General features: G+C 72.5%; 23 protein-coding genes. 10 read left to right on the forward strand and 13 right to left on the reverse strand.

Annotated elements, in window-relative coordinates:
• The first annotated feature begins 180 nt into the window (after nucleotides 1-180).
• The gene (locus tag IH45_RS0118365; RefSeq protein ID WP_030668972.1) at nucleotides 181-1,716 is read left to right on the forward strand and encodes an MFS transporter; all 1,536 of its coding nucleotides are present in this window, start codon (nucleotides 181-183) and stop codon (nucleotides 1,714-1,716) included.
• A 67-nt stretch (nucleotides 1,717-1,783) separates the two neighbouring features.
• On the opposite strand, the gene IH45_RS0118370 is transcribed toward IH45_RS0118365, so the two are convergent.
• Both IH45_RS0118370 and IH45_RS0118375 read right to left on the reverse strand, forming a co-directional pair.
• A complete protein-coding gene (locus tag IH45_RS0118370; protein WP_030668975.1) occupies nucleotides 1,784-2,281 on the reverse strand; it encodes a MarR family winged helix-turn-helix transcriptional regulator in 498 nt (165 codons plus the stop codon).
• Between the two features lie 133 nt (nucleotides 2,282-2,414).
• On the reverse strand, nucleotides 2,415-3,512 hold the full coding sequence (locus IH45_RS0118375; RefSeq protein WP_030668978.1) for a questin oxidase family protein: 1,098 nt from the start codon (nucleotides 3,510-3,512) through the stop codon (nucleotides 2,415-2,417).
• A 144-nt stretch (nucleotides 3,513-3,656) separates the two neighbouring features.
• Here IH45_RS0118375 and IH45_RS0118380 point away from each other — a divergent pair, with 144 nt between their 5' ends.
• Nucleotides 3,657-4,187 carry a pyridoxamine 5'-phosphate oxidase family protein gene (locus tag IH45_RS0118380; RefSeq protein WP_030668980.1) on the forward strand — a complete coding sequence of 177 codons (531 nt, stop codon included), beginning with the start codon at nucleotides 3,657-3,659 and terminating at the stop codon, nucleotides 4,185-4,187.
• 19 nt (nucleotides 4,188-4,206) lie between these two features.
• Here IH45_RS0118380 and IH45_RS0118385 read toward each other — a convergent pair whose 3' ends face one another.
• The 3 genes from IH45_RS0118385 to IH45_RS0118395 all read right to left on the reverse strand — a co-directional run bounded on the left by IH45_RS0118385 (nucleotide 4,207) and on the right by IH45_RS0118395 (nucleotide 6,650).
• Nucleotides 4,207-5,352, reverse strand: coding sequence for an HAF repeat-containing protein (locus IH45_RS0118385; protein ID WP_030668982.1), 1,146 nt, complete (start codon nucleotides 5,350-5,352; stop codon nucleotides 4,207-4,209).
• 130 nt (nucleotides 5,353-5,482) lie between these two features.
• Nucleotides 5,483-6,019, reverse strand: a complete 537-nt coding sequence (locus IH45_RS01000000143770; protein WP_050514965.1) for an ABC transporter permease family protein — start codon at nucleotides 6,017-6,019, stop codon at nucleotides 5,483-5,485.
• A 55-nt stretch (nucleotides 6,020-6,074) separates the two neighbouring features.
• Entirely contained in the window at nucleotides 6,075-6,650 is a 576-nt protein-coding gene (locus IH45_RS0118395; protein ID WP_030668988.1) for a GNAT family N-acetyltransferase, read from the reverse strand.
• A 189-nt stretch (nucleotides 6,651-6,839) separates the two neighbouring features.
• On the opposite strand from IH45_RS0118395, the gene IH45_RS0118400 reads away from it, so the two are divergent.
• The 5 genes from IH45_RS0118400 to IH45_RS0118420 all read left to right on the forward strand — a co-directional run bounded on the left by IH45_RS0118400 (nucleotide 6,840) and on the right by IH45_RS0118420 (nucleotide 12,649).
• Entirely contained in the window at nucleotides 6,840-7,841 is a 1,002-nt protein-coding gene (locus IH45_RS0118400) for a sigma-70 family RNA polymerase sigma factor (RefSeq protein WP_030668991.1), read from the forward strand.
• Nucleotides 7,842-8,159: 318 nt separating this feature from the next.
• The gene (locus tag IH45_RS0118405) at nucleotides 8,160-8,930 is read left to right on the forward strand and encodes a DeoR/GlpR family DNA-binding transcription regulator (protein ID WP_003979573.1); all 771 of its coding nucleotides are present in this window, start codon (nucleotides 8,160-8,162) and stop codon (nucleotides 8,928-8,930) included.
• Nucleotides 8,927-9,874, forward strand: coding sequence for a 1-phosphofructokinase (gene pfkB, locus IH45_RS0118410; RefSeq protein ID WP_030668993.1), 948 nt, complete (start codon nucleotides 8,927-8,929; stop codon nucleotides 9,872-9,874). Before IH45_RS0118405 ends, pfkB begins: the two co-directional genes overlap by 4 nt.
• Nucleotides 9,875-9,946: 72 nt before the next feature.
• Nucleotides 9,947-11,992 (forward strand): PTS fructose transporter subunit IIABC, encoded by a 2,046-nt coding sequence (locus IH45_RS0118415; RefSeq protein ID WP_030668995.1) that lies wholly within the window; start codon nucleotides 9,947-9,949, stop codon nucleotides 11,990-11,992.
• A 63-nt stretch (nucleotides 11,993-12,055) separates the two neighbouring features.
• Complete coding sequence (locus tag IH45_RS0118420; protein ID WP_234440583.1) at nucleotides 12,056-12,649, forward strand: type III PLP-dependent enzyme domain-containing protein; 594 nt, start codon at nucleotides 12,056-12,058, stop codon at nucleotides 12,647-12,649.
• Nucleotides 12,650-12,765: 116 nt separating this feature from the next.
• Here the strand turns inward: IH45_RS0118420 and IH45_RS0118425 are convergent, their stop codons facing one another.
• The gene (locus IH45_RS0118425) at nucleotides 12,766-14,019 is read right to left on the reverse strand and encodes a L,D-transpeptidase (RefSeq protein ID WP_050514966.1); all 1,254 of its coding nucleotides are present in this window, start codon (nucleotides 14,017-14,019) and stop codon (nucleotides 12,766-12,768) included.
• 104 nt (nucleotides 14,020-14,123) lie between these two features.
• Entirely contained in the window at nucleotides 14,124-15,383 is a 1,260-nt protein-coding gene (locus tag IH45_RS0118430; RefSeq protein ID WP_394298683.1) for a CaiB/BaiF CoA transferase family protein, read from the reverse strand.
• Nucleotides 15,384-15,695: 312 nt separating this feature from the next.
• On the opposite strand from IH45_RS0118430, the gene IH45_RS0118435 reads away from it, so the two are divergent.
• The gene (locus IH45_RS0118435) at nucleotides 15,696-15,998 is read left to right on the forward strand and encodes a hypothetical protein (RefSeq protein WP_030669007.1); all 303 of its coding nucleotides are present in this window, start codon (nucleotides 15,696-15,698) and stop codon (nucleotides 15,996-15,998) included.
• 95 nt (nucleotides 15,999-16,093) lie between these two features.
• Here the strand turns inward: IH45_RS0118435 and IH45_RS0118440 are convergent, their stop codons facing one another.
• From IH45_RS0118440 to IH45_RS0118455, 4 genes are all read right to left on the reverse strand, one after another.
• A complete protein-coding gene (locus IH45_RS0118440) occupies nucleotides 16,094-16,705 on the reverse strand; it encodes a Yip1 family protein (RefSeq protein WP_234440584.1) in 612 nt (203 codons plus the stop codon).
• A gap of 73 nt (nucleotides 16,706-16,778) precedes the next feature.
• Nucleotides 16,779-17,948 (reverse strand): P1 family peptidase, encoded by a 1,170-nt coding sequence (locus tag IH45_RS0118445; RefSeq protein ID WP_030669011.1) that lies wholly within the window; start codon nucleotides 17,946-17,948, stop codon nucleotides 16,779-16,781.
• Between the two features lie 154 nt (nucleotides 17,949-18,102).
• Complete coding sequence (locus IH45_RS0118450) at nucleotides 18,103-18,915, reverse strand: L,D-transpeptidase family protein (protein WP_030669013.1); 813 nt, start codon at nucleotides 18,913-18,915, stop codon at nucleotides 18,103-18,105.
• Between the two features lie 275 nt (nucleotides 18,916-19,190).
• Entirely contained in the window at nucleotides 19,191-20,345 is a 1,155-nt protein-coding gene (locus IH45_RS0118455) for a low temperature requirement protein A (protein WP_032917760.1), read from the reverse strand.
• A gap of 262 nt (nucleotides 20,346-20,607) precedes the next feature.
• On the opposite strand from IH45_RS0118455, the gene IH45_RS0118460 reads away from it, so the two are divergent.
• Nucleotides 20,608-21,876: an amidohydrolase gene (locus IH45_RS0118460; RefSeq protein WP_030669017.1), complete on the forward strand. Its 1,269-nt coding sequence runs from the start codon at nucleotides 20,608-20,610 to the stop codon at nucleotides 21,874-21,876.
• Nucleotides 21,877-21,944: 68 nt separating this feature from the next.
• Nucleotides 21,945-23,096 (forward strand): MerR family transcriptional regulator, encoded by a 1,152-nt coding sequence (locus IH45_RS0118465; protein ID WP_032917763.1) that lies wholly within the window; start codon nucleotides 21,945-21,947, stop codon nucleotides 23,094-23,096.
• Here IH45_RS0118465 and IH45_RS0118470 read toward each other — a convergent pair.
• A complete protein-coding gene (locus IH45_RS0118470) occupies nucleotides 23,080-24,285 on the reverse strand; it encodes an NAD(P)/FAD-dependent oxidoreductase (RefSeq protein ID WP_030669021.1) in 1,206 nt (401 codons plus the stop codon). The two genes, IH45_RS0118465 and IH45_RS0118470, sit on opposite strands and share 17 nt — an antisense overlap.
• Nucleotides 24,286-24,338: 53 nt before the next feature.
• The coding region (locus IH45_RS0118475; protein ID WP_030669023.1) for a sulfite exporter TauE/SafE family protein at nucleotides 24,339-24,760 on the reverse strand (422 nt) is incomplete at its 5' end.

A 24,760-nucleotide genomic window follows, 5' to 3' on the forward strand; every position in this document is an offset into this window, starting at 1 on the left:
TCGCGAGCCCTGGCACAGCCGGTCCCGCCCGGCCATATCCCAAGCCGCTCAACGCCCGATCAACACACGTTCAACAGCAAATCAACACCACAACGGCACCGACCTTCTCACTTACGAACACCGCACCGGCTCACGCCCACGTCCCGCTGCTCGCTCACGCACCACTAGGTGGACCCACCCATGTCTGAATCGGCCACGAACGTCGATCCCCGGCGCTGGAAAGCGCTCATATTCATCGCCCTGGCGCAGCTCATGGTCGTGCTCGACGCGACGATCGTGAACATCGCGCTGCCCTCCGCCCAGGCCGACCTCGGCATCTCCGATGCCAACCGGCAGTGGGTCATCACGGCGTACGCCCTCGCCTTCGGCGGCCTGCTGCTGTTCGGCGGGCGGCTCGCCGACCTGATGGGCCGCAAGCGGACCTTCATCATCGGCCTGGTCGGCTTCGCGCTGGCCTCCGCCCTCGGCGGCGCCGCGTCCAACGAGGGCGTCCTGCTCGGCGCCCGCGCCCTCCAGGGCGTCTTCGGCGCGCTGCTGGCGCCGTCGGCGCTGTCGCTGCTCGCGGTGACGTTCACCGAGGCGCGGGAGCGGGCCAAGGCGTTCGGCATCTTCGGTGCCATCGCCGGTGGCGGCGGTGCCGTCGGCCTGATCCTCGGCGGCGTGCTGACCGAGTACATGAACTGGCGCTGGACCTTCTTCGTCAACATCCCGTTCGCCGTGATCGCGGCCGCCGGCGCGCTGCTGGTGATCCGCGAGCCCGCCGGCAGCCGTAACCCGTCCCGCCTGGACGTGCCCGGCGTCATCCTGGCCACCCTCGGCCTGGTGTCCCTGGTCTACGGCTTCACGCGCGCCGAGTCCGACGGCTGGGGCGCCGGGATGACCATCGGCCTGTTCGTGGCCGCGGCCGTGCTGCTCGCCGCGTTCGTGCTGGTCGAGTCGAAGGTCAAGTCCCCGCTGCTGCCGCTGCGGGTGCTCACCGACCGCAACCGCGCCGGCGTCTACACGTCGCTGGGCCTGGCCGTCATCGGCATGTTCGGTCTGTTCCTGTTCCTGACGTACTACATGCAGATTGTGAAGGGCTACACGCCGGTCACGACCGGTCTGGCCTTCCTGCCGATGATCGTCGGTATGATCACCGGCTCGACGCAGATCGGCGCCCGGCTGATGACCCGCGTCCGGCCGCGGCTGCTGATGGCCCCGGGCTTCCTGCTCGCCGCCGTCGGCATGTTCCTGCTGACCCACATCGGCCTGGACACGTCCTACCCGGCGCTGATCCTGCCCGCCTTCCTGCTGCTCGGCCTCGGCATGGGTACGGCCTTCATGCCCGCCATGTCGCTCGCCACGCACGGCGTGCAGCCGCGGGACGCGGGTGTCGCCTCGGCGATGGTCAACACCTCGCAGCAGGTGGGCGGCGCGATCGGCACCGCCCTGCTGAACACCATCGCGGCCAGCGCCACCACCGCGTACGCCACCTCGCACGCGAAGTCCGCGCCCTCGGTGGACCTGCTGAAGCTGGAGTCGATGGTGCACGGCTACACCGCCGCGATCTGGTGGGCGGTCGGCATCCTGGCCGTCGCCGCGGCCATCGCCTTCACCATGGTCACCACCGGCAGCCAGGGCGGCAACGGACCGGTCGCCCGCTCCGGCGACGGTGCGGACGCGGAGGCGGGTGCCGACGCGGAGGCGGATGTGCCGATTCCGGTCATGGCGCACTGAGCGCACACGAACGGGCCTGTGGCCGCCCCGGCCACAGGCCCCTACGGCGCCGGCCTGCCCTTGCTCCTCAGCGGAGCCAGGGCAGGTCGGCGCCTTGCGGTTGCAGGCCGTCGGCCACCGTGCGGCAGATGGCGGCCAGCTGGCCGACCTGCTCGGGGCTGAGCCGGTCGAATATGGCCGCCCGTACGGCGGAGACATGGCCGGGCGCGGCCTTCTCCAGGACGCGCAGGCCCTCGTCGGTGAGGACGGCGTTCTGGCCGCGCTTGTCCGACGGGCAGTCCTCGCGCCGGACCCAGCCGCTCTTCTCCAGGCGGGCCACGGCGTGCGACAGCCGGGAGCGGGTGATCTTGGCGTTCTGGGCCAGTTCGGTCATCCGCAACCGGCGCCGGGGCGCCCGGGAGAGCTGGACGAGCAGCCCGTAATAGACGTGCGGCATGCCCGCGTCCCGCTGGAGCTGGCGGTCGAGATGGTCCTCCAGGAGCGTGGTGGCATGCAGGTACGACTGCCAGGCGTACTGCTCTTCGTCGCTGAGCCAGTGCGGCTCGCCTGCGGGTTCGTTGCTCATACCATCCACTGTCTCACCGCCACGCTGATTCTTGAAGTTTTAACCAAGGGTGACGAGCGGGAAATGCGCAGGTGAGCCATCGTCCGCGGAGCCCCGGTTTTTTCAGGAACGCTCCGGAACGTGGCCGATCCGTTCAGGAATCGGCGGGAATCAGCTGCTGGGCGCGTACAGCGGCGGACAGAGCCCGATCGGCGCCCTGCGGAGCGCCGTCCGCACCGCCGTCCGCGCCCTCGTCACTCTCCGCGGACCACTTCGCCACGTCCAGCGCGGTGTCGGTCATCTTGATGACGTGTTCGTCGCCGTGCAGCGCCGCCCGCTCGAAAACCTCCTCGGCCACGAGCCGCCCGCCGTCCTCCAGCGGCGGTTGCGCCTCGGGGGCGGAGTAGACCGAAGTGATCGCCGCGCTCGCCGTCCAGACCGCGCCGAGCGAGGGCGCCCACAGCCCGCGGGGGAGCGCGGGCAGGGTGCGCAGGACGGCGTTCGGGGCGGTGGCGGTGTGCACCATCAGGACCCCGTGGCCGTGCCCATGGCCGAGGTAGTGGTGCACGGTTTCCCTGACGAGCGCGGTGAGTTGGGCGCGTACGGCGTCGGGGTCGTCGTCCGGTACGTGCAGCGACTCGGCGGTGGTCAGCCAGCCGGGCGTGCCGGGCAGCTGGGCCAAGCCGTCCAGGGGCAGGACCTGCTGGTCGGCGACGCGCGGGAGGGCGGCCAGCGCTTCGGCGGGGGAGGCGGTGCCGGTGGGGTTCACGGAGACGGGCAGGGCGGTGTGCCGGGCGGCCCAGTAGCCGAGGGCGTGCGCCAACTCCGCGACGCGGGGCGCCTCTTCACCGTCCTCAAGGAGCGTGCGTACGACGTGGCCGACCCGGATGACGGGGTGCGTCGCGGCCCCGGCGATGCCGGGCAGTAAGCGCGGCCACCACTCGGCGAGCACGTCGCGCCACGGGCGTTCGGCGACGAGCCGGGTGAAGTACGCGGTCCAGTCGGCGACCCGGCGCGGATCTCCCAGCGCCTGCCGCCAGTTGGCGTCGGTGACCGCGCCTCGGAGGCTCGGCACGTCCTCCAGCTTCTCCTCGTAATGATCGAGCCAGCGGTGCACGGAATCCGCCTGCCCATGCCTGACCAGCGCTTCCACGGCCATCGGCCCGTGATTGGCGAGGAAGCCCCGGAACTCGGGCCCCGAGGCGTGCAGGCGCTCCAGAGCTTCGTCGAGAATTCCGCTCGTGGTGTCCATCCGCCGAGGCTAGGCGCGTGATGTGGGCGCGGTAACGGACGGCGGTCCTACGTCGCGGTACGCAGATGGTCGTACGGCCGGCGGCGGGCCTACTGCTCCCGATACCCGACAGAAGGTGTCGGGTATCGGAAGGAAGGTGGGTGCATGACGAGCGATGAGACATGCACGGGCGTGAGCTGGGCCGGTTTCGCGGCCGCGGAGCCGGAGGCGGCGGAGCGGGTGGAGGCGCGCTTCGGGGCGTACCGGCACCACGTCCTCGGGACGCTCCGCCGCGACGGTTCGCCGCGCCTGAGCGGCATCGAGGCGGACTTCCGCGCCGGAGAACTGTGGCTGGGCATGATGTCCGGCTCCCGCAAGGCACGGGACCTGCGGCGCGACCCGCGCTTCGCGCTGCACGCCAACCCGGGGCCGGGCACGGACCTGGCGGGCGGCGACGTGCGGATCGCCGGGCGGGCCGTGGAGGTGACCGACCCGGCGGTCCTCGCGTGGTACGTGGACGAGACGGAGCCGCCGGAGCCGTTCCACCTGTTCCGGGCGGAGCTGACCGAGGTGATCCGTACGTACGTGGCGGACCCGCACATCGTGCTCGAAGCCTGGCGGTCCAGCGGCCCCCTGCGCGTCATCCGGCGGGGGAACGGGGCCGAGCCGCCCGAGGTCACGCTCGCGTCCGGGTGAGCCGGAGCGGGCGCGCCCGTCAGGTCGCGGTGATCTGGAAGGTGCAGTTGCGGCGGCTGTCGTAGTCGGACGCGAAGGCCAGTACGTCGCCCTGTTCGGTGACCATCAGGCCCTCGCAGTCGCTGTAACCGCGTGGTGTGCCCAGGTCGACGAATGCGCCGTTCCGCCACAGGCAGGCCCGGGTGGCATAGCCGTCCGTGGAGTAACGGCCCGCGATCTCCCGGCGGTTGTTGATGCCCAGCGGCCACACGTCCTTCTTGCCGTTGGTGGGCAGCCGGGTCATCCGGCCTTCGCTCCACAGGAAGGGGAGGTGCCCGTCGGCGGTGTGGCTGATCCCGATCACGTCGCCGAGGTCGTTCATGGGCCGGCGGGTGAAGGAGAGATCGACGCCGTACGGGCCCAGCGAGCCCAGGTCGGTCAGATGGCCGTCCTGCCAGATGAAGGCGCGCTGGAAGCCGCCGCCCGAGGGCGGGCGGTAGGTGCCGAGCACCTGACCGCGCGCGTTGAGATCGGTCAGGCCGGAGATGCCGAGCGGGGTCAGGTCGGTGGCGGTACGGCCGTCCCAGAAGAAGGCGTACGTGGTGCCGGAGGCGTAGACGCTGCTGATCAGCTGGCCGCTGTCGTTGAAGCCACGCGGATGGACACCGCCGGTCTGGCCCGCGGGCGGAACGATCTCGGTGCGGGCGCCGCTCGCCAGGTCGTACACGAAGCCGCGGTAGGGGAGGGCGGGGCGCTCCGAGGAGCGGTAGACGACCTGGCCGCGGTTGTTGAGGCAGTGGGCGCGGCTGTCCCGGTAGCGCGGGTCGGTCTCCAGGAACACGGGCTCCGCGGCCGCGCCGCCGGGCCAGGCGGTGGCAGTCTGAAGGTCCTCCGCACCGCCCCGGTGACTGCCCGCGAGCTGCCCGTTGTCGTTGATCGCTTCCAGGTAGAGGCTGCCGCCGGAGGCGGGCAGCCGGGCCGTGGTCAGCCGCCGGTTCGCCCAGACCAGCGCGTTGGCGGTGCCGCCCGTCCCTTCCGAGGACCCGATCACATGACCGTTCCGGTTCAGGTCCAGGGGCTGCCACATGTGGAAGCCGTCCGGGTCGCCCACGGGGGCGGAGGTCACGCGGCGGGGCGCGCCGCGTACGGCCGCCGTCGCCGGGGTGGCACCGGCGACGGCGGTCATCGCTCCGCACGCGGTGGCCGCCAGTAAGGCGCGCCTGCTGACATACGGGGTTCTCCGGGGTCTCTGGTGTCTCGGCATGACGGCAGGGTGGCAGCCGTGCCGGAGGAACGGGACCCCTGGAGGCGGGTGCTCAGTTGGACGGGTGCGGGTGGCGGTGGGCCCGGCGCGGGCGGTGTTCGCCGTGGGGCTCGCGGGTGCGGTGGGTACGGAAGATGTACAGGGAGACGGCGAACATCACCGCGCCCATCACCAGCCCCATGCGCACCGACTCCAGGGTGGTGTGCCCGGCCGTGCCGGAGATGCTGTAGAGGTAGCCGATCGCGGTGCCGAAGAAGGCTCCGTACGCCAGCGCCCGTACCTCCGTGACCAGGGTCGGCTGGACCCGTACGAGCAGCAGGCCGAGCACTCCGCTGACGACGGCCGTGATCAGGCCCAGCAGCCAGGCGTGGCCCAGCGAGGAACCGCTGGTGCGGTCGACGAAGACGGTCCACAGGCCGTAGAGGAGTGCCGCGGCGACGGGCAGGGCCACGGCGGTGCCGGACCTGCCGTGCGGCTCGGAGCCGGGTGTGTTCGAGCCGGGTGTGTGCGCGGGTGCTGCGTTCGGGTGCGACGCGGGCCGCGGCCGCTGGTCGGCGGTCGCGCCGTGCCGGTGGGCGGGCGTCTGCATGACGGGCTCCTCTCACTCGCCCCGTCTTCCAGGCCACACCCGCACCCCGCGAGCGTCAACCGGAGGAGCCGGTGCCCAGGTGTTTCTCGTACCAGGCGACGTCCCAGTAGCGCCCGAACTTGCGGCCGACCTCCCCGTACGTACCGACGTGCCGGAAGCCGAAGCGGGCGTGGAGCCGGACGGATGCCTCGTTGGGCAGGGCGATGCCCGCGTAGGCGCGGTGCACGTCCTCGTCGGCGAGGGCTTCGAAGAGCGCCTTGTAGAGCAGCGTGCCGACGCCGCGGCCCGCGGCCTGCGGCGCGCAGTAGACGCTGACCTCGACCGAAGTGGAATAGGCGGGCTTGATCCGGAAAGGACTACTGGTCACATAGCCCAATAGCCCGTCACCGTGACCGGGGAGCCGCCCGTCCGGTGCCCGCTCCCGCTGCGCCCGCTCCTGAGCAACCAGAAGGCGGTGCGGGCCGTCTTCAGGGTGGGAGAGCAACCACGGGCGCCGCTGCTCGGGGGTGAAGGGCTCCGTGTCGAATGTGATGGTCGTCTCACGGACGTAGTGGTTGTAGAGGTCCGTGAGGGCACCGAGATCAGCTTCGGTGGCCGTTCTGACCTGCACTTCCCGGTACTCCGACGGCATCCGCCCTCCTTGGTGGGGATGCAGGGTACTGCATGATCACGAAAATGGGTGCGCGTCGTGGGAATTCTGTCCGGATTCCAGCCGTTGTTTCCTTCGGAAGGGGTACTCGGAGGCCAGACAGCACCCGGTGTCCCCACCGCCACCATCCCGCGACCGACTCACGCAGACTCATCGCAAGGGAGCACACGCATGGCAACCCGTGCCGTCGCCCGTCGTCAGGCCACCAGCAGCGGTGCCGACGGGGCCAACAGTGTTCGCGCCGTAGGCGGGGAGATCGCCGACCGCGACCTGGTCGGCATGTACCTCGACGAGATCGCGCGTACCCCTCTGCTCGACGCCGCCCGTGAGGTCGAGCTCTCCCAGACCATCGAAGCGGGTGTCTACGCCCGGCAGATCCTCGACGGGATCGTCGAGGACGGCAACGCCGCCGGCGGCACCCGCGAGGAGCTCCAGGCCCTGGCCGACGAGGCGGAGAAGGCCAAGGACATCTTCATCCGCTCCAACCTGCGCCTGGTCGTAGCGGTCGCCCGCCGCTACCCGCGCTCCGGCCTGCCCCTGCTCGACCTGATCCAGGAGGGCAACGCGGGCCTGGTCCGTGCGGTCGAGAAGTTCGACTACGCCAAGGGCTTCAAGTTCTCCACGTACGCGACGTGGTGGATCCGCCAGGCCATCACCCGCTCCATCGCGGACCAGTCGCGCACCATCCGGCTGCCCGTCCACCTCGTGGAGGAGCTGGGCCGCATCCGCCGCGTCCAGCGCGAGTTCAACCGCGAGAACGGCCGCGACCCGGAGCCCGCCGAGGTCGCCCAGGAGCTGGGCTCCACGCCCGAGCGCGTCACGGACGTGCTGGACTGGGCGCGCGACCCGGTCAGCCTGAACATGTCGGTCGACGACGAGGGCGACACCCAGTTCGGCGACCTGCTGGAGGACACCTCCGCGGCCTCGCCCGAGCAGTCCGTCCTGACGCTGCTGCGCAGCGAGGAGCTGGAGGACCTGATCGACCGCCTCGACCACCGCACGGCCTCGATCATCAAGGCTCGGTACGGCATCGAGGACGGCCGCGAGCGGACGCTCACCGAGGTCGGCAAGCAGCACGGCCTCACGCGCGAGCGCATCCGGCAGATAGAGAAGCACGCGCTGCTGGAGCTGAAGCGGATGGCACGCGACACGGGGTTCGACGCGGCGGCATAGGGCGGTCGCGCCCTGGGCCCCGCTCTCGCGTCCCCGTCGGTGGTGGCCTGACGCGGGATGAGCGGCGGTCGCGTGTGCGTGGTCCCTGCCTCCCTCACCCCTTCCCTCAAGACGAGCCCCGGTGCCGTACTCCCCCCTTCGGTACCGGGGCTCTTTGCTGCGCTTCGGCACTTCTTACTGCCCTTCAGCACCGGCTTCGTGCTGCCGGGTGTGCCCGTTTACGTTGATTGCGGGCCCGGATGTGTTTACTTCACGCCTGTCCGGTCGTACCTTTGCCTTGAAACCACACGGTCGGGCATGAGGCAGGCGTAAATCATCATGTACGCAGCGGAGCGGCAGCAGGAGATCCTGCGTCTGGCGCGCGAGGGCGGGCGGGTCGACGTCCTCTCCCTCGCCGAGGAGTTCCAGGTCACCGCCGAGACCGTCCGCCGGGACCTGAAGGCCCTGGACCGGGCCGGGCTGGTGCGCCGGGTGCACGGCGGCGCCATCCCGGCCGGGCGCCTGGACTTCGAGCCGGACCTCGCCGAGCGGGACACCGTCGCCGCCGACGAGAAGCAGCGCATCGCGCGGGCCGCGCTCGCCGAACTGCCCGGCGGCTCCGCACCCGGCAGCGTGATCCTCGACGCGGGCACCACGGCCGCCCGGATCGCCGCCGAGCTGCCGCTGGAGGCCGAGCTGACCGTCGTCACGCACGCCCTCCCGGTCGCCGCCCGGCTGGCCGACCACCCGGGCCTGACCCTGCACCTCGTCGGCGGCCGCATCCGGCACCGTACGCGGGCCGCCGTCGACGACTGGGCCCTGCGCGCCTACCGCGAGATCAACGCGGACGTGGTGTTCCTGGCGACCAACGGCTTCTCCCTGGAAGGCGGCCTGACCACCCCCGACCTCGCCGAGGCGGCCGTCAAGCGGGCCGCGGTCGCCGCCGCGCGGCGGGTCGTGCTCGTCGCGGACAGCAGCAAGTTCGGGCAGGTGCACTTCGCCCGCTTCGGCGGACTCGACGACGTGGACCTGCTCGTCACCGACACCGGGCTCAGCCCCGACGACGCCCTCGCCATCGAGCGCGCGGGCACGGAAGTAGTGCGCGCATGATCCTCACCGTCACCCCCAACCCCAGCCTGGACCGTACGTACGAGATCCCCGCGCTGGAGCGCGGCGCCGTGCTGCGCGCCACCGCCGACCGGATCGACCCGGGCGGCAAGGGCGTCAACGTCTCCCGGGCCGTCGCGGCGGCCGGGCACCGCACGCTCGCCGTGCTGCCGCTGGGCGGACCGGCGGGCGCGGCGCTGGGCGGCCTGCTGGCGGCGGAGGGCATCGAGGTCGCGGGCGTACCGGTGGCCGGGCAGACCCGGTCGAACATCTCCGCCGTCGAACCGGACGGCACCCTCACGAAGATCAACGCTGCGGGGCCGGAGCTGACGGCCGACGAGTCGCGGGCGCTGCTGGACACCGTACGGACCCGGTCGGCCGGGGCGGACTGGATCGCCTGCTGCGGCAGCCTGCCGCGCGGGCTGGCCCCTTCCTGGTACGCGGAACTGGTCGCCCAGGTGCACCGGGCCGGAGCCCGGATCGCGCTCGACACGTCGGGACCGTCGCTGACCGCGGCGCTGCGCGCGCGGCCGGACGTCGTCAAACCGAACGCGGAGGAACTCGCCCAGGCGGTGGGCCGCCCGCTGCGCACCATCGGCGACGCGGTCGAGGCCGCGCGCGAACTGCGGGACCTGGGCGCGGGCGCGGTGCTCGCCTCCCTCGGCGCGGACGGGCAGCTGCTCGTGGACGCGGACGGGGTGCGGTTCGCTTCCGCGCGGGTCGGGGCCGTACGCAGCAACGTGGGCGCGGGCGACGCTTCGCTGGCCGGGTTCCTGGCGGCGGGCGGGACCGGCGTATCGGCGCTGGCCTCGGCGGTGGCGTACGGGGCCGCGGCGGTGCAGTTGCCGGGCAGTGCGATGCCGACGCCGAAGGATCTCGATCTTTCGGCAGTGGTCGTGGGGGAGACGGTGCCCGTGGCGATGGAGCTGCGGGAGCCGGCGGGGTGAGCGGGGCGGGGTTGAGCGGACCGGTTCCTTCCGGAACCGGGCGTGGACGTGGAGCGAGCGAAGGAGCCCGCGATGAGTGAGCTGATCACCGCGGAACTGGTCGATCTGGACCTGTCCGCCGGGAGCAAGGAAGCGGCGGCGCGGTCGCTGGCCGAGCGGATGGCCGGGCGGGGCCGGGTCACCGATCTGGAGGGCTTCCTCGCGGACGTGGCCGCGCGCGAGGCCCAGATGCCGACCGGCCTGGACGGCGGCATCGGCATACCGCACTGCCGCAGCGCGCACGTCACCGAGCCGACGCTCGCCTTCGGACGCAGCGCCGCCGGGATCGACTTCGGCGCCGCCGACGGCCCGGCCGACCTGATCTTCCTGATCGCGGCCCCGGCGGGCGGCGACGCCGACCACCTGTCGATCCTGTCGACGCTGGCCCGGCACCTGATGGACGAGGAGTTCACGGGGGCGCTGCGGGCGGCGGACGATCCGGCGGCCGCGGCGGCGCTCATCCGGGGTGATGAGCCGGGAGCCGTAACGGAGGCGGAGGACAAGGCAGAGGACAAGGCGGAGGACAAGGCAGAGGACGAGGCAGAGTCCGCACCCGGGGCAACGCCCGAGCCCGGTGCCGCGCCGGAGAACACGGCCGCCCCCTTCAAAATCGTCGCCGTAACCTCCTGCCCCACCGGCATCGCCCACACCTACATGGCCGCCGAAGCGCTGGCCAAGGCGGGCAAGGAAGCCGGGGTCGAGCTGGTCGTGGAGACACAGGGCTCGGCCGGGTTCACACGGCTGGACCCGGAGGTCGTCGCGGCGGCGGACGCCGTGATCTTCGCGCACGACGTGGAAGTACGGGACAAGGCGCGGTTCGCCGGGAAGCCGACGGTCGACGTGGGCGTGAAGGCCGGGGTCAACCGGCCCGCCGAACTGATCGCGGAAGTACGGGAGAAGGCCGCGCGCGGCGACGTCTCCGCGCCCGCGACGGCCGGCCCCGCGCCCATGGACCGGGGCGGCGAGGCGGGCGACGGCTTCGGCACCCGGCTGCGCAAGTGGCTGATGACCGGCGTCAGCTACATGGTCCCGTTCGTCGCCGCGGGCGGCCTGCTGATCGCGCTGGCCTTCGCGATCGGCGGGTACGGGATCAACAAGGCGCCGTCCGTCGCCGAGCACTTCGTGTGGACCGAGTCCGCGAGCTGGGCGGCACTGCTCTTCCAGATCGGCAACGTCGCCTTCGGCTTCCTCGTCCCGGTCCTCGCCGGTTTCATCGCGTACGGCATGGCCGACCGGCCGGGCCTGGTGCCGGGCTTCGTCGGCGGCGCGATCTCCCTGACCGTCAACGCGGGCTTCCTCGGCGGCCTGATCGCGGGCCTGATCGCGGGCGCGGTGGTGATGGCGGTCCAGCGGGTCCGGGTACCGCCCGCGCTGCGCGGCATCATGCCCGTCGTCGTCATTCCGCTGCTCTCGTCGGCGGTCGTCGGGTTCCTGATGTTCCTGGTGATCGGCAAGCCCGTCGCGGCACTCCAGAAGGCGCTGACCGACTGGCTGAGCGGCCTCTCCGGCGCCAACGCGGTCATCCTGGGCGTCATCCTCGGCCTGATGATGACGTTCGACCTCGGCGGCCCGCTCAACAAGGTGGCCTACGCGTTCGCGGTGGGCGGCCTGGCCAACCCCAACGAGGGCAGCCTCAAGGTGATGGCCGCGGTGATGGCGGCGGGCATGGTGCCGCCGCTGGCGATGGCCGTGGCCACGACCGTCCGCGGCCGGCTCTTCACCCGTACCGAGCGGGAGAACGGCAAGGCGGCCTGGGTACTGGGCGCCTCCTTCATCACCGAAGGCGCCATCCCGTTCGCGGCGGCCGACCCGCTGCGCGTCATCCCGTCCGCGATGGCGGGCGGCGCGGTGACCGGCGCCCTGTCGATGGCCTTCGGCTGCACACTGCGCGCCCCGCACGGCGGCGTCTTCGTGGTGCCGCTGATCGGACAGCCGCTGCTGTACCTGGTGGCCGTGCTCGCCGGTACGGCGGTAAGCGCCGCGCTGGTGGTGCTGCTGAAGGGGCTGCGGAAGACGACAGAACCGGCCTCCGTGGCGCCGGAGCCGGAGCCGGCGGAGGGCACTCCGGTGGCGGCCTGACGGGGCCGGTGGGGGACCTGTCATGAAGAAGGCGCGGCGGACGCAGGACTACACGTCGTCGGCGTGTTCACGTTCCCGGGGCACGGCTACGGCCACGTCCCGCGGGCGCGGGAACTCGCCGCTCGTGACGAGGAGCAGGCGTTGGGCGAGGCCGCACAGACGCTGCGGGACCTGGGCCTCGACGCCCAGGTGGTCAGTGGCGGATCGACCCCGACCGCGGGCCGCTGGCAGCCGGGCGTGGTCAACGAATTGCGCCCCGGCGTCTACGTTTTCAACGACGCCACACAGCTGGCCATCGGCACGTGCGGGGTGGAGGACCTCGCGCTGACCGTCGAGGCGACGGTGATCAGCGTTCCCGCGCGCGACCGCTTCGTGCTGGACGTCGGCAGCAAGGTCCTGGGCTCCGACCGGTCACCGTGGGTGAGGGGCCACGGCTACCTGCCCCGGTACCCGGAGGGGACCGTCTCGGGGCTGTGGGAGCACCATGCGGTGGTCCGCCTTCCGGACGGTGTGCCGGGGCCGCGCCTGGGCTCGCGGGTCGCCCTCGTCCCCAACCACATCTGCACGCCGGTGAACCTCGCCGATGAGCTGGTGGTCGTCCGGCACCGTGAGGTGGTCGACCGCTGGCAGATATCGGCACGAGGCGCCAACACCTGAGAGGCGCTGTGGCTGATGCCGTACGCCCCACCGGTGCACCGGTACGGACGGTGACATGGAAGTGGCCGGTCCCCCGCGGGGACCGGCCACCTTGCTAGCGCCTCGCGGCTACCGCATCAGCTCGCGCTGCCCGCGGTCCACTGGCTCCACGACATGTTCCAGCCGTTGAGGCCGTTGTCCGGCTTGACCGTGCTGTCGGGCGAGTTCTTGACGACCACCACGTCGCCGACGAGCGAGTTCTCGAAGAACCACTTGCCCGGGGTGTCGCCGCCACCGCCCTTGTTGTCCCGCAGACCGACGCAGCCGTGGCTGGTGCCGGACCGGCCGAAGATCGACGGGCTGCCCCAGTAGTTGCCGTGGATGAACGTGCCGGAGGAGGACAGGCGCATGGCGTGCGGTACGTCCTTGATGTCGTACTCGCCGCCGAAGCCGACCGTCGAGCCGTCCATCCGGGTCTGGGTGAACTTCTCGGAGATGACCATCTGGCCGTTGTAGGTCGGGTTCTTCGGGCTGCCGCCGGAGATCGGGATCGACTTGATGGTCTTGCCGTCCTGGACCACCGTCATGGTCTGGGTGTTCATGTCGACGGTGGAGACCTGCGAACGGCCGATGGTGAAGTTCACCGTCTTGGACTGGACACCGGTGATGCCCTCGCCGCCCTTGACCCCGTCCAGGTCGATCTTCAGCGTGATCTTGGAGCCGGCCTTCCAGTACTGCTCCGGACGGAAGTCCAGGCGCTGCGAGCCGAACCAGTGGCCGACGACCTTCTGGCCGCTGCTGGAGGTCACCGTGATGTGGGACTGGACGTCCTTCTTGTTGGTGATGACCTTGTCGAAGTTGAAGGACACCGGCATGCCCACACCGACGGTCTTGCCGCCGTCGGGCGTGTAGGAGCCGATGAAGCTGTTCTTCGAGGTGACCGTGGTGAAGGTGCGGTTCTCGGTGGCGGGGCGGCCCTTGCCGTCCTTGGCGTTGGCGACCAGCTTGTACTTGGTGCCGCGCTCCAGCTGCACCGACGGCTTCCAGGAGGAGCCGTCGGCGGCTATCGAGCCCTTGACCGTGGCGCCGTTGTCCGCCTGCACCAGCTTGACGTCGGTCAGCTTGCCGCCGCTGACCTTGACGCCGGTGTCGTTGATGCTGGCGTCGGTGGCGCCGTCCTTGGAGGTGACCGAGATCTTCGCCTCGGAGGCGTCCTTGGCTGCCGCGGCGTCCGCGCCGGCCTGGTCCTTGCCGTCCTTGCCGCCCGCCGAGGCGTCACCGCCGCAGGCGGACAGGGCCAGGGCACCAGCGGCGAGGAGGGAGGCCGCCGCGAGTCCGCGACGCAGCCGACGGGTGCGGGACGGTGCGGGCGGCGCGGTGTTGTCCGGCATTGTCACGGGCTGCTCCATGCAAGGGTGTTGTTAGTCAGTGCTGGTAAACAGCAACTACGGGCGGGTTTGGTTGCACTCCCGAAGCTGGTGTGATGAACGTCACTTCAGGAGTCACGGAGGGGCGGCAGGGGCGCGTCGGGCGGGCCGGACAGCCAGGCGCGCAGGGGCTCGCCGTGCTCGTCCAGCGCGGGCGGGGCGTGCGGGGCGGCGACCGGCGTCGCGGACAGCCGTAGGGGACTGCGCACCTGGGGTATCCGGTCCGCGCCGACCGGCACGACCGGCTCCAGGCCGAGCCGTTCGGCCAGCCGCAGCGCCTCGCCGACGGTGTTGACCGGCCCGCAGGGGACGGACGCGGCGGTCAGCCGCTCGGTCCAGGCCGCGGGCGTGTCCGCCGCCAGCCGCTCCTCCAGCTCCTTGACCAGCTCGGTGCGGTGGCGGACCCGGTCCTGGTTGCGCGCGAAACGCTCGTCGTCGGCCAGTTCCGGCGCGCCCAGCGCGTGCGCCAGCGCGCGGAACTGCCGGTCGTTGCCGACCGCGACGGCCAGCGGCTCGCCGTCCCGGCAGGCCAGCGTCTCGTACGGGGCGATGCTCGGGTGGCGGTTGCCCATCGGGCCCGGGTCCCGGCCGGTGGCCAGCTGTCCGGACGCCTGGTTCACCAGCGAGCCGAGCAGCGACGACAGCAGGTTGACCTCGACGTGCTGGCCCTGCCCCGTACGGTCGCGGTGGCGCAGCGCGGCCAGTACGGCAGTGGCCGCGTCCTTCGCCGTCAGTACGTCGACGAGCGCGACGCCCGCCTTCAGGGGCGCGCCGCCCGGCTCGCCGGTGATGCTCATCAGGCCCCCGACGGCCTGGACGACGAAGTCGTAGCCCGGCAGGTGCGCGCCCGCGCCGGAGCCGAAGCCGGTGATCGAGCAGTGGACCAGACCGGGGTGGGCGGCGAGGGTCGTCGCGGGGTCCAGGCCGTAGCGGGCGAGCGCGCCCGGCCGGAAGTTCTCGATCAGTACGTCGGCCCGGCGGGCCAACTCGCGGGCCGCCGCCGCGTCGGTGGGATCGGCGAGGTCCAGGGCGAGGCCGCGCTTGGAGCGGTTGGCCGCGTCGAAGTAAGCGGCCGTGCCGCCGGGGGCGAAGGGCGGCCCCCAGGAACGGGTGTCGTCGCCGTCCCCCGGCCGCTCCACCTTGATCACGTCGGCGCCCAGGTCGGCCAGCGTGACGGCGGCCAGCGGGCCGGCCAGGACGCGGCTGAAGTCGGCGACCAGGACGCCGGCCAGGGCCTTGGGAGCGGCGGGAGTGGCGGGAGCGGTAGGAGCTTCGGGGGCGGTGGAGGCTTCGGGGGCGGCGCCGGGGGAGGGGGTCGGCTGCGGCACGTGCGTACTCCTCACGTCGCGCGGGCGGTGTGCCGACATGCTGGGGGACGATCTTGGGAGAGGGGAAGGGCGCGTCCGCGGAGGGCGTCGCGTGAGGCGGTGGTGAGGCGGTGGGACGGGCGTGCGGTGAGGTGTGGGCGAAGCGTGGGGGCAGCGGGCGGGAGGTGCGGAGGTGTGGGAGATACGTCACTTGTGGGACGTAAGTCCCTTCAATCCCCTGACGTTGGTCCCTGACATGGTGTCTACTGCTGGAGTCCGCCCCGCCGGGGCCCGAGAACGGGCCCGGAACCGCGCACCGACCTGGAGGACCGCATGCTCCCCTCCGTCTCGCTCCTCCAGCAGATCGGCCTGGCCATCCTGCTCGCCGTCACCATCGGGTGGGCCGTGAGCCAGGCCCGGGTCGTGCGCCGGCACCGCTTCGAGATCCCGGGCGCGAACGGCCAGAGACCGATGCTCGGCGCGGTGCCCCGGCAGACCGGACCGGCCGGACCGCCGTCCGAACGGGTGGAGCTGAGTGCCGCCGAGCGCGAGGCGTTCGCCGGACTCGTACGGCAGCTGAAGCACCTGAACGGGGACGAGCGGCCGGAGCGGCCGGAGCGGCCGGAGCGGCACTGAGCGGGGACGAGCGGTACTTGGGCAGCGCTGAGCGGTACTGAGCAGGGCTGAACGGTGCGTGGCCGCGGCCACGCCGACCGGCCACGGTCAGGCCGTCACCGCACCGGCCCCAGTTTCAGCAGTGCCAGTGACGCCAGCATCTGTACCGCCACCGCCACGGCCGCCTTGAGGGTGGACAGGTGGTGCTGACCCCGGATGAGCAGTATGGCCAGCAGGTAGCCGAAGCCCCAGGTCGTCCAGGCGACGGCCTGTACGAGGGTGGAGCCGTGCGGCAGCCACGTCGCCAGCGCGAGCCGCGGCAGGTCGGTGACCCAGAACAGCACGACGAACAGACTGACCGTCGGCTCGAACCGGCCGTTCCCGCCGATCGTACGGGCGATGGCATGCGTGACCACGCCCAGCGCGAGGCTGGCGACCAGCACCCCCGCCTCCGCGATCGCCGCCATCTGCAGCGCCAGCTGCTGGTCCAGCGCCCACTGCTTGCGGAAGGCGTCCACCGACACGATGCCGAGGGCGCCGCTGACCAGGCACAGCAGGACCGCCGCACTCCACGCGCTGCGGTCCCGGGCCTCGTCCATCACCTCGACCGGCCGGTACCAGAGGCCGAGTACCAGGCGGTGCCACCACAGCCGGTGCCGTCTCGGCGGACCGGGTTTCTTTCCGGTGGGCGGCTGGACGAGCGTGGGAGGAGGCGGCGGCGCGGACATATGGCCCGTTCTACCACCGGAGCCAGGTGGCGGGCTCCGACGGGTGGCGGGCCGGGGGCGGTTACGGGGGCGGTTACGGGGCCGGGTAGAGGTCGCGGTACGACGGGAAGCAACCGCCCGGGGTGTCCACCGTCTCGGCCGCGAGTACGGCCTTGACCACCGCACGGGTCAGCGCCTCGGCCCCCGCGGCCAGGATGTCGTTGAGTGCGCCGGTCTCGGGATGCACCCCGAACGCCGGGTCGGACGCGGCCTCTTCCGGCACCAGCGGCCGGTCCCCGGTGGCGAGCGCGAAGACGGTGTCGCCGTCGGTGAGCAGGTGCGCCGGGCGCACAGCGCGCGCCAGACCGTCGTGCGCGATGCCCGCCAGCTTCTGGGCCTGGGCACGGCTGAGGGCCGCGTCCGTAGCGACGACGGCGAGGGTGGTGTTCAGGGGCGGGTGTACGGAGGTGGCCGAACGTCGCCCGGAAGCGCTACGGGCCTCGGCGAGGCGGTGCTGAGCGGCGGCGTGGATTTCCGGGGAGGGCACGCCTCGGCCGGACACCTCCCCGTACCGCCCGTACAGTACGCCGGTACGTGGATCGACCACTGAGCCCGCCGCGTTGACGGCCGCGAGCGCGGCGACGGTCACGCCCGACGGCAGGACCTGGCTGGCGGTGCCGATGCCGCCCTTGACGCCGCCGGCCACCGCGCCCGTACCGGCGCCGGTGTTGCCCTGGGCGACAGGCGCGCCCGGTTCGGTACCGGCGGCGTCCTCGACGGCGGCGCGGCCGAGCGCGGCATCCGGGCGGGCCCGCCAGTCACCGCCCCGGCCCAGGTCGAACAGGGCCGCGGCCGGTACGACGGGCACGACCTGCGCCGGGTCCGGGCCGACGCGGTAGCCGCGGCCGTGTTCCTCCAGCCAGGCCACCGCACCTGACGCGGCGTCGAGGCCGAAGGCGCTGCCGCCGGCCAGGACGACGGCGTCGATGCGCTGGACCAGGTTGCGCGGGTCCAGGGCGTCCGTCTCGCGGGTGCCCGGGCCCCCGCCGCGCACATCCACGGCGGCGATGGCGCCGCCTTCGGGGGCCAGGACGACGGTGATGCCGGACAGCCACCCGTCACCGAGGCGCTGCGCGTGGCCGACCCGCAGCCCGGGGACGTCGGTCAGGGCGTCGCGGGGGCCGGGGCGGGGGCCGGGGTGGTTGCGGGAAGCCGGGGCGTGGTTACCGGTCGCGGTGCGCGGCTGCTCGGTGTCGTCGGCCATGGCACATGCGTACCACGGGGTATGCGGTGGCGGGATGTCCCGTACGAGCCACCGTGACGGGGTGGGCGGTACGTGCCGCGGTGGCGACATGGGCGGTACGTGCCGCGGTGGCGGCATGGGCGGTACGTGCCACGGCGGGCCGCCTGATGCCCCCTCAGTGCCCCGACGGGCCCATCACGATCACCGGGTGCTGCGCCGGGTCCAGCGTGCGCAGCAGCTCCTGCATGACCTCGGGCTTGAGGCTGATGCAGCCCTGCGTCGGCCCGTCGTGGTCCACGTGCAGCCAGACGCCGCCGCCCTTCGCCGCGCCCTGCGGGCGCCGCTGGTCCAGCGGGGACGAGCCCTTGACCCGGTTGTAGTCGATGGCGATGACGTAGTTGAACGCACCGCCCAGCGGCTCGCCCTCCACGCCGGTGCCGTGCGCGACGAAACTGTCGTTGCGGTCGTACGGCAGCTTGGTGCCCTCCGGGGGTGCCAGCTTGCCGCCCGCGTCGCTGAGCGTGAACACGCCCTCCGGCGAGCGCAGGTCACCGTAACGGTGGTCCTTGGTCCAGCCGCGGGACGCGTTGTGCGCGGCCCAGCGCGCGCCGGGGCGCCAGTCGTCGGAGTCCTGCGCGCGGGTGTACAGGACGACGGAGGAATCGTGCTGGTCCACGCCCTGCCCGGTGACGACGAGCACCTGCCGGGAGTCCGCCGGGATCTGCTTGCGGGCGGCGTCGCTCAGGCCCGGGATCGCGCGCGGCACGGTCGCCTCCGCGTGTCCGGCGGCGGCGTGCGCGGGCACCTCCGGCGCCGAGGGGGCCGGGCGGGCCTGCTCGGAGCGGTGGCCGTCGTGGTCGTCGCCCGAGGCGGGCCAGGCCCACAGTGCGGTGCCCACCAGCGTGGTCAGGGCGAGGCCGCTCACGGCCTTGCCGCGACGGGTCATCCTTATTCGCGTCTCGCGTTGCTGGGCGTGGCGGGCAGCCATATGCGTGGCGTCTCCTCGCCCGTCGGCTCCGGGCCGGTGGGCTGTCGTAGGCATAAAACGGGCAATCCGCACCCTACACCGTCCACGGAAACGCCCCGCCCCGTCCCTCGCGTCTTCATGCGTCACGCCCGGCCAATGGCCGAAAGGCGCGGGACCATTGGCCGGAATGGTGGGGTCCGATGGCCTGGAGGGGGGCGAGGGTGGCGGTGAGTCGGCGCTTCGGCGTGGGCCTCTGTCGCGCCGTCAGCTTTGTCGGGTCTGGCCTTGGCGTGCCGTCAGCTTCCCAAGGCCTGCCCTTGCCGCGCCGTCAGCGTCGCGCCCACCGCGACCGTCACCGCTCCGGCCAGCCCGGCCAGCAGTACCGCCGCGTGCCCCGCGAACGTACAGGCCAGGACAACCACGGAGGACACCGGCAGCACCAGTTGCTGGGCCAGGTTGCGCTTCTGGTGGCGGGAGTGGATCAGCCACACGGTGAACATGAACAGCGCGCCGGGCACGGTCACGGTCGCGGACGCCGCGAAGACGGAGAGGTGCGCCTTGCCGACCGCCTCCTCCACCGCCACCTCGATGCCCGCGCCGATGGCCGCCGCCGAGCCGAAGACCAGGTAGTGGCCGTAACCCCAAAGGAAGGCCTGGCGGTTGGAGGCGAGGTGCAGGTGGATGGGGACCGCGAAGTAGATCCAGTACGCGGCGAAGATCAGCAGCAGGCCGCCCGCCGCGATGGGCAGCAGGTCACCCAGTGCGTCCTGCTCGTCCACCGCGGACTGCACCGCCACCGTGGCGGCGGAAACCGTCTCGCCGAGCACGATGATGACGAACAGGCCGTACCGCTCCGCGATGTGGTGCGGGTGCCAGGAGGTCTGGTGGTCGCGCTCGGCCAGCGTGGGTACGGCCATTTCCGCGACCGCCAGCACCAGGAACACCCACGGCCGGGCGGCGTCCGGCGACAGCAGCAGCGCCAGCCAGCCGAACTGGCACAAGGTCACCCCGGCGGCGTAGCGCAGCGCGGTGGTCCGCTCGCGGCCGGTGCTGTTGCGCGCGGCCCGCAGCCACTGCGCCACCAGCGCGAGCCGCATCACCAGGTAGCCGAACCACACCACCGTGAAGTCGCCGTCGAAGGCCCGCGGCACCCCCGCCGCCAGGATCAGCACGCCCGCGATCTGCACGAGCGTCACCACCCGGTACAGCGCGTCATCGGTGTCGTACGCGGACGAGAACCACGAGAAGTTCACCCACGCCCAGAACACGGCGAAGAACAGCATCAGGTAGCCGGGGATGCCGTGCCCCGGATGTCCCTCCGCGAGCGCGTGCACGAGCTGCCGGCCGGCCTGCGCGACGGCCACGACGAAGCACAGGTCGAAGAAGAGCTCCAGGGGGGTGGCGGCGCGGTGGGTCTCGGAACGGCCGCGCGCCTTCATGCGGGCCATCATGGGCGGGCCGTCCGGTGCAACTGCTGCTCCTTGCTCCGTGCCACGTCGAGGGGTGCGTCTCAGTAGAGCTGGCGTGGACGGGGGCCGCCACGAGGCGCGCGGGAACCATGCGCGCATAACGCGCGTTGTGCGTAGGGGGTTTCTCCGGGGTTCCGAGCGTGCTCCCGGCCCGTCTCCCGCCCGCCGTCCGCGGCCTGATCCGGGCCTGCCGCGACCGGCCCGGGCCTCGCCCGCGCGTCCGTTACGTGATCAAATGCTACGTATGAGCGATAGCGCGCGTGACACCGTACTGGCCCCGCTCGACGCCCGCATGGCGGACCTCGAATCCCTCTACGAAGACCTCCACCGCCACCCCGAACTCGGCTTCCGGGAAGCCCGTACGTCCGCCGAGGCGGCCCGCCGGCTGACCTCGTACGGCTACGAGGTCACCACCGGCATCGGCCGCACCGGTGTGGTCGGCGTGCTGCGCAACGGGCCCGGACCGGTCGTCCTGCTGCGGGCCGACATGGACGCCCTGCCCGTCACCGAGCGCTCCGGCCTGCCGTACGCCTCCACCGTCCCCGGCGTGATGCACGCCTGCGGCCACGATGTGCACGTCACCTGCCTGGCGGGCGCCGCCGACCTGCTCGCGGCGGGGCGGGAGCACTGGTCCGGCACCCTGGTGGTGCTCTTCCAGCCCGCCGAGGAGGTCGGGGACGGGGCGCGGGCGATGGTCGAGGACGGGCTGTTCGGTGAGGGGCACGGCGACATCCCCACCCCCGACGTGATGTTCGCCCAGCACGTCGCCCCGTTCGGGGCCGGGCTGATCGCGTACGCGCACGACGCCTGCATGGCCGCCTCGGACAGCCTGAAGATCACCTTCCATGGCACCGGCGGCCACGGCTCCCGCCCCGAGACCGCCGTCGACCCGATCCTGATGGCCGCCGCCTTCGTCCAGCGCCTCCAGTCCGTCGTCGCCCGGGAGATCGCCGCCAAGGACCGGGCCGTCGTCACCGTCGGCTCCTTCCAGGCCGGGGACGCCCCCAACGTCATCCCCGACCAGGCGGTGGTGCAGCTCAGCGTCCGTACCTTCGACGAGCACATCCGCACCCAGGTGCTGGCGGCCATCGACCGCATCGCCAAGGCCGAGGCCGCCGCCTCCGGCGCGCCGCGGGAGCCGGAGTCGGAGGTGCTGAACACCTTCCCCGTCACCCGCAACGACGACCGGACGCTGGAGCAGGTCAATGCGGCCTTCACCGACCACTTCGGGGCGCCGCGGCTGTTCGCCTACGAACCGGCCGCCGGCAGCGAGGACGCCGGCCTGATCGCCACGGCCGCCGACGCGCCGCTCTACTACTGGTGGCTCGGCGGCTGGGACCCCGACGAATTCCGCACCGCCATGGCTTCCGGCCGCCTCGCCCAGGACATCCCGTCCAACCACTCACCGCACTTCGCGCCGGTGAAGCAGCCGACGCTGGCCATGGGCGTCGAGGCCCTCACCGTCGCGGCCCTCAGCCATCTGACTCCGCTCACCGGGCGGCAGAGCGCTTGACCTTGCCCTTGGGGGAACACCCAGGCTCGGGGCAGCGGGGAACACCCCCGTACGAGGAGGGTGGACGGGTGGGACCGGAGCCGGGCGGGGAGCTTGGGGAACTGCTGAGCATCGGGGCGTTCGCCAGGGCCTCGCGGCTGTCGCCGAAGGCGTTGCGGCTGTACGACGAACTGGGGCTGCTGCCGCCCGCGCAGGTCGACCCCGCCAACGGCTACCGGCGTTACCGCCTCGCCCAGTTGGAGCAGGCCCGGCTGGTCGCCTGGCTGCGGCAGCTCGGCATGCCGCTGGCCCGTATACGGGACGTGTGCGGGCTGGCACCGGGGCCCGCCGCCGAAGCGGTGGCGGCGTACTGGGCACGTACCGAGGCCGACACCGCCGCCCGCCGGGAGCTGGCCGCCTTCCTCGTGAACCACCTGAGAGGGAAGGAGACGGGCATGGACGCGAACAGGGGACGGACACCGGCAGGGGAGCCGCGGACGCGGCGCCGCCTGGAGATCCGTTACGCGGCGCTGTCGGACACCGGGCTGGTCCGGGAGAGCAACCAGGACACGGCGTATGCGGGGGAGCGGCTGCTGGCCGTGGCCGACGGGTTCGGCGGGGCCGGGGCGTCCGCCGGGGCCGCGGCCGTCGAGGCCCTGCGTGGCCTGGAGAGCTTCGACGGCGGGGCGTTGCGGCCCGGAGACCTGCTCAACGCGCTGGCGGATGCGGCTCGGGAGGCGAACCGGTCCGTACGGCAAGTGGTGGCGGCCGGTACCGGTAAGGACCCCGCCGGTACCACCCTGACCGCCCTGCTCTGGACCGGCTCCCACCTTGCCCTCGTCCACGTGGGGGACTCGCGTGCGTACCTGTTGCGCGACGGCGCGCTGTTCCAGATCACGCACGACCACACCCACGTATGGTCCCTCGTCGAGGAAGGGCGGCTGACCCCCGAGGAGGCCGAGTCGCACCCGCAACGCGCGCTCCTGGTAAGGGCCTTGGACGGCGGTACCGACTGTGAGCCCGAAGTGGGGCTGCACGAGGCGCGCCCCGGCGACCGCTACCTGCTGTGCTCCGACGGCCTGTCGGCGGTGGTGCCCTCCGACGCCGTACAGGACGCCCTGGCCGGGGCACCGGACCCCGGCCAGGCCGTACGGGACCTGGTGGCGCTGGCCCATCGGGCCGGTGCGCCGGACAACGTGAGCTGCGTGGTGGCGGACGTGTCGCTCAGGCCAGTCCCTTGAGCATCCCCTTGAAGTACAGCTGCGGCAGCCCGTACCGCTTCAGGAACCACATGTCCGTCCGCTCCTTCGTCGTGTCGATGAACGGGATGGACGGCGCGGGCTCCAGGTCGTAGTCGAACTCGGCCAGCAGCATCTTGTGGCGGGCGGTGACCAAGGGGCAGGAGGTGTAGCCGTCGTAGCGGGCGGTGGCGGGCCGCCCGCGCAGCCCGGCGCGCAGGTTGGCGACGACGACCGGGGCCTGCTTGCGGATCGCGGCGCCCGTCTTGGACGTCGGCAGGTTGGCCACGTCGCCGATCGCGTACACCTCGGGGAAGTCCGGGTTCTGGAGCGTCGCCCGGTCGGCCTTGGCATAGCCGAAGGGGGAGGCCGGGTCGGCGAGCGGGCTGTCCGCCACCCACCGCGGCGCACGCTGCGGCGGTACGGCGTGCAGCAGGTCGTAGCGGATCGTCTCCTTCTCGCCGGTCGCGTGATCGACGATCTCCGCCTCCCGCGCGGCGCCGTCCACCTGCGTCAGCTCCGACTGGAGGCGCACCTCGATGCCGTACCGCCGCGCCGTCTCCTCCAGCGCCCGGTTGAAGACCGGCACCTTGAACATGGCGGGCTCGGGCAGCACCAGGATCGTCCGGATGCGGCCCAGCACGCCGCGCTTGCGCCAGTGGTCGGCGGCGAGATACGCGATCTTCTGCGGCGCGCCGCCGCACTTCACCGGCCCGGACGGCATCGTGAACAGCGCCGTACCGCGCTGGGTGCGGCGGATGAAGTCCCAGGTCAGGGGGGCGAGATCGGGCCGGTAGTTGCTGGACACGCCGCCGTGGCCGAGGGCCTGCGCCAGGCCCGGTATGCCGTCCCAGTCGAGGGCCAGCCCGGGGGCGAGCACCAGCCGGTCGTACGAGACCGTCCGCCCCGAAGCGGTACCGACCGTCCGCGCGGCCGGGTCGACCGAGGCGGCGGACTCGCGCAGCCAGCGCACGCCGGGCGGCATGACCTCCGCCTCCGTGCGCAGTGCGGCCCGCAGCGGCGCCTGACCGCCGCCGACCAGCGTCCACAGCGGCTGGTACCAGTGCGTCTCGGAAGGCTCCAGCACCGCGATGTCGCGCAGCCCGGCGCGGCGCAGCCGGGCGGCGACGGTGATGCCCGCGGTACCGCCGCCGATGATGACGACCTGGTGGTGCGACGAGGCGGGGGTCATATGGGTTTTCCTCCTGGGGTCGAGGACGGGATCGGGGGATTGTTCCCCGGGGGCTATAAGCGGGGAATGCTGGTTACCACCATCGATATGGCGAGCACCGTGACCAGCGACGCGAACGCCGTGGACAGGGCCTGCGGCCGTACCCGTGCGGCCAGCCGGTTGCCGAGCCAGCTGCCGAGCGCGGCGCAGGCGGCGAAGGACGCCAGCAGCGGCCAGTCCAGGCCGCCCGCCCCGGCCCGGGTGGCGAAGGCCGTGACCGAGTTGACGAGGATGACGAGGAGGGACGTACCGACGGCGACCGGCATCTCCAGGCCGAGGACGAGCGTCAGCGCCGGTACGACGACGAAGCCGCCGCCGACACCGAAGAAGCCGGTCAGCAGGCCGACGGCGGTGGCGGTCGCGCCGATGCGCAGGGCCGAGGCCAGGCGGGCGGCGGGCGCAGGGGCAGGGGTTACGGCGGGGGGCGGGGCCGGGG

It is taken from the genome of Streptomyces rimosus subsp. rimosus (genome assembly GCF_000720725.1).
Lineage (GTDB): Bacteria > Actinomycetota > Actinomycetes > Streptomycetales > Streptomycetaceae > Streptomyces > Streptomyces rimosus_A.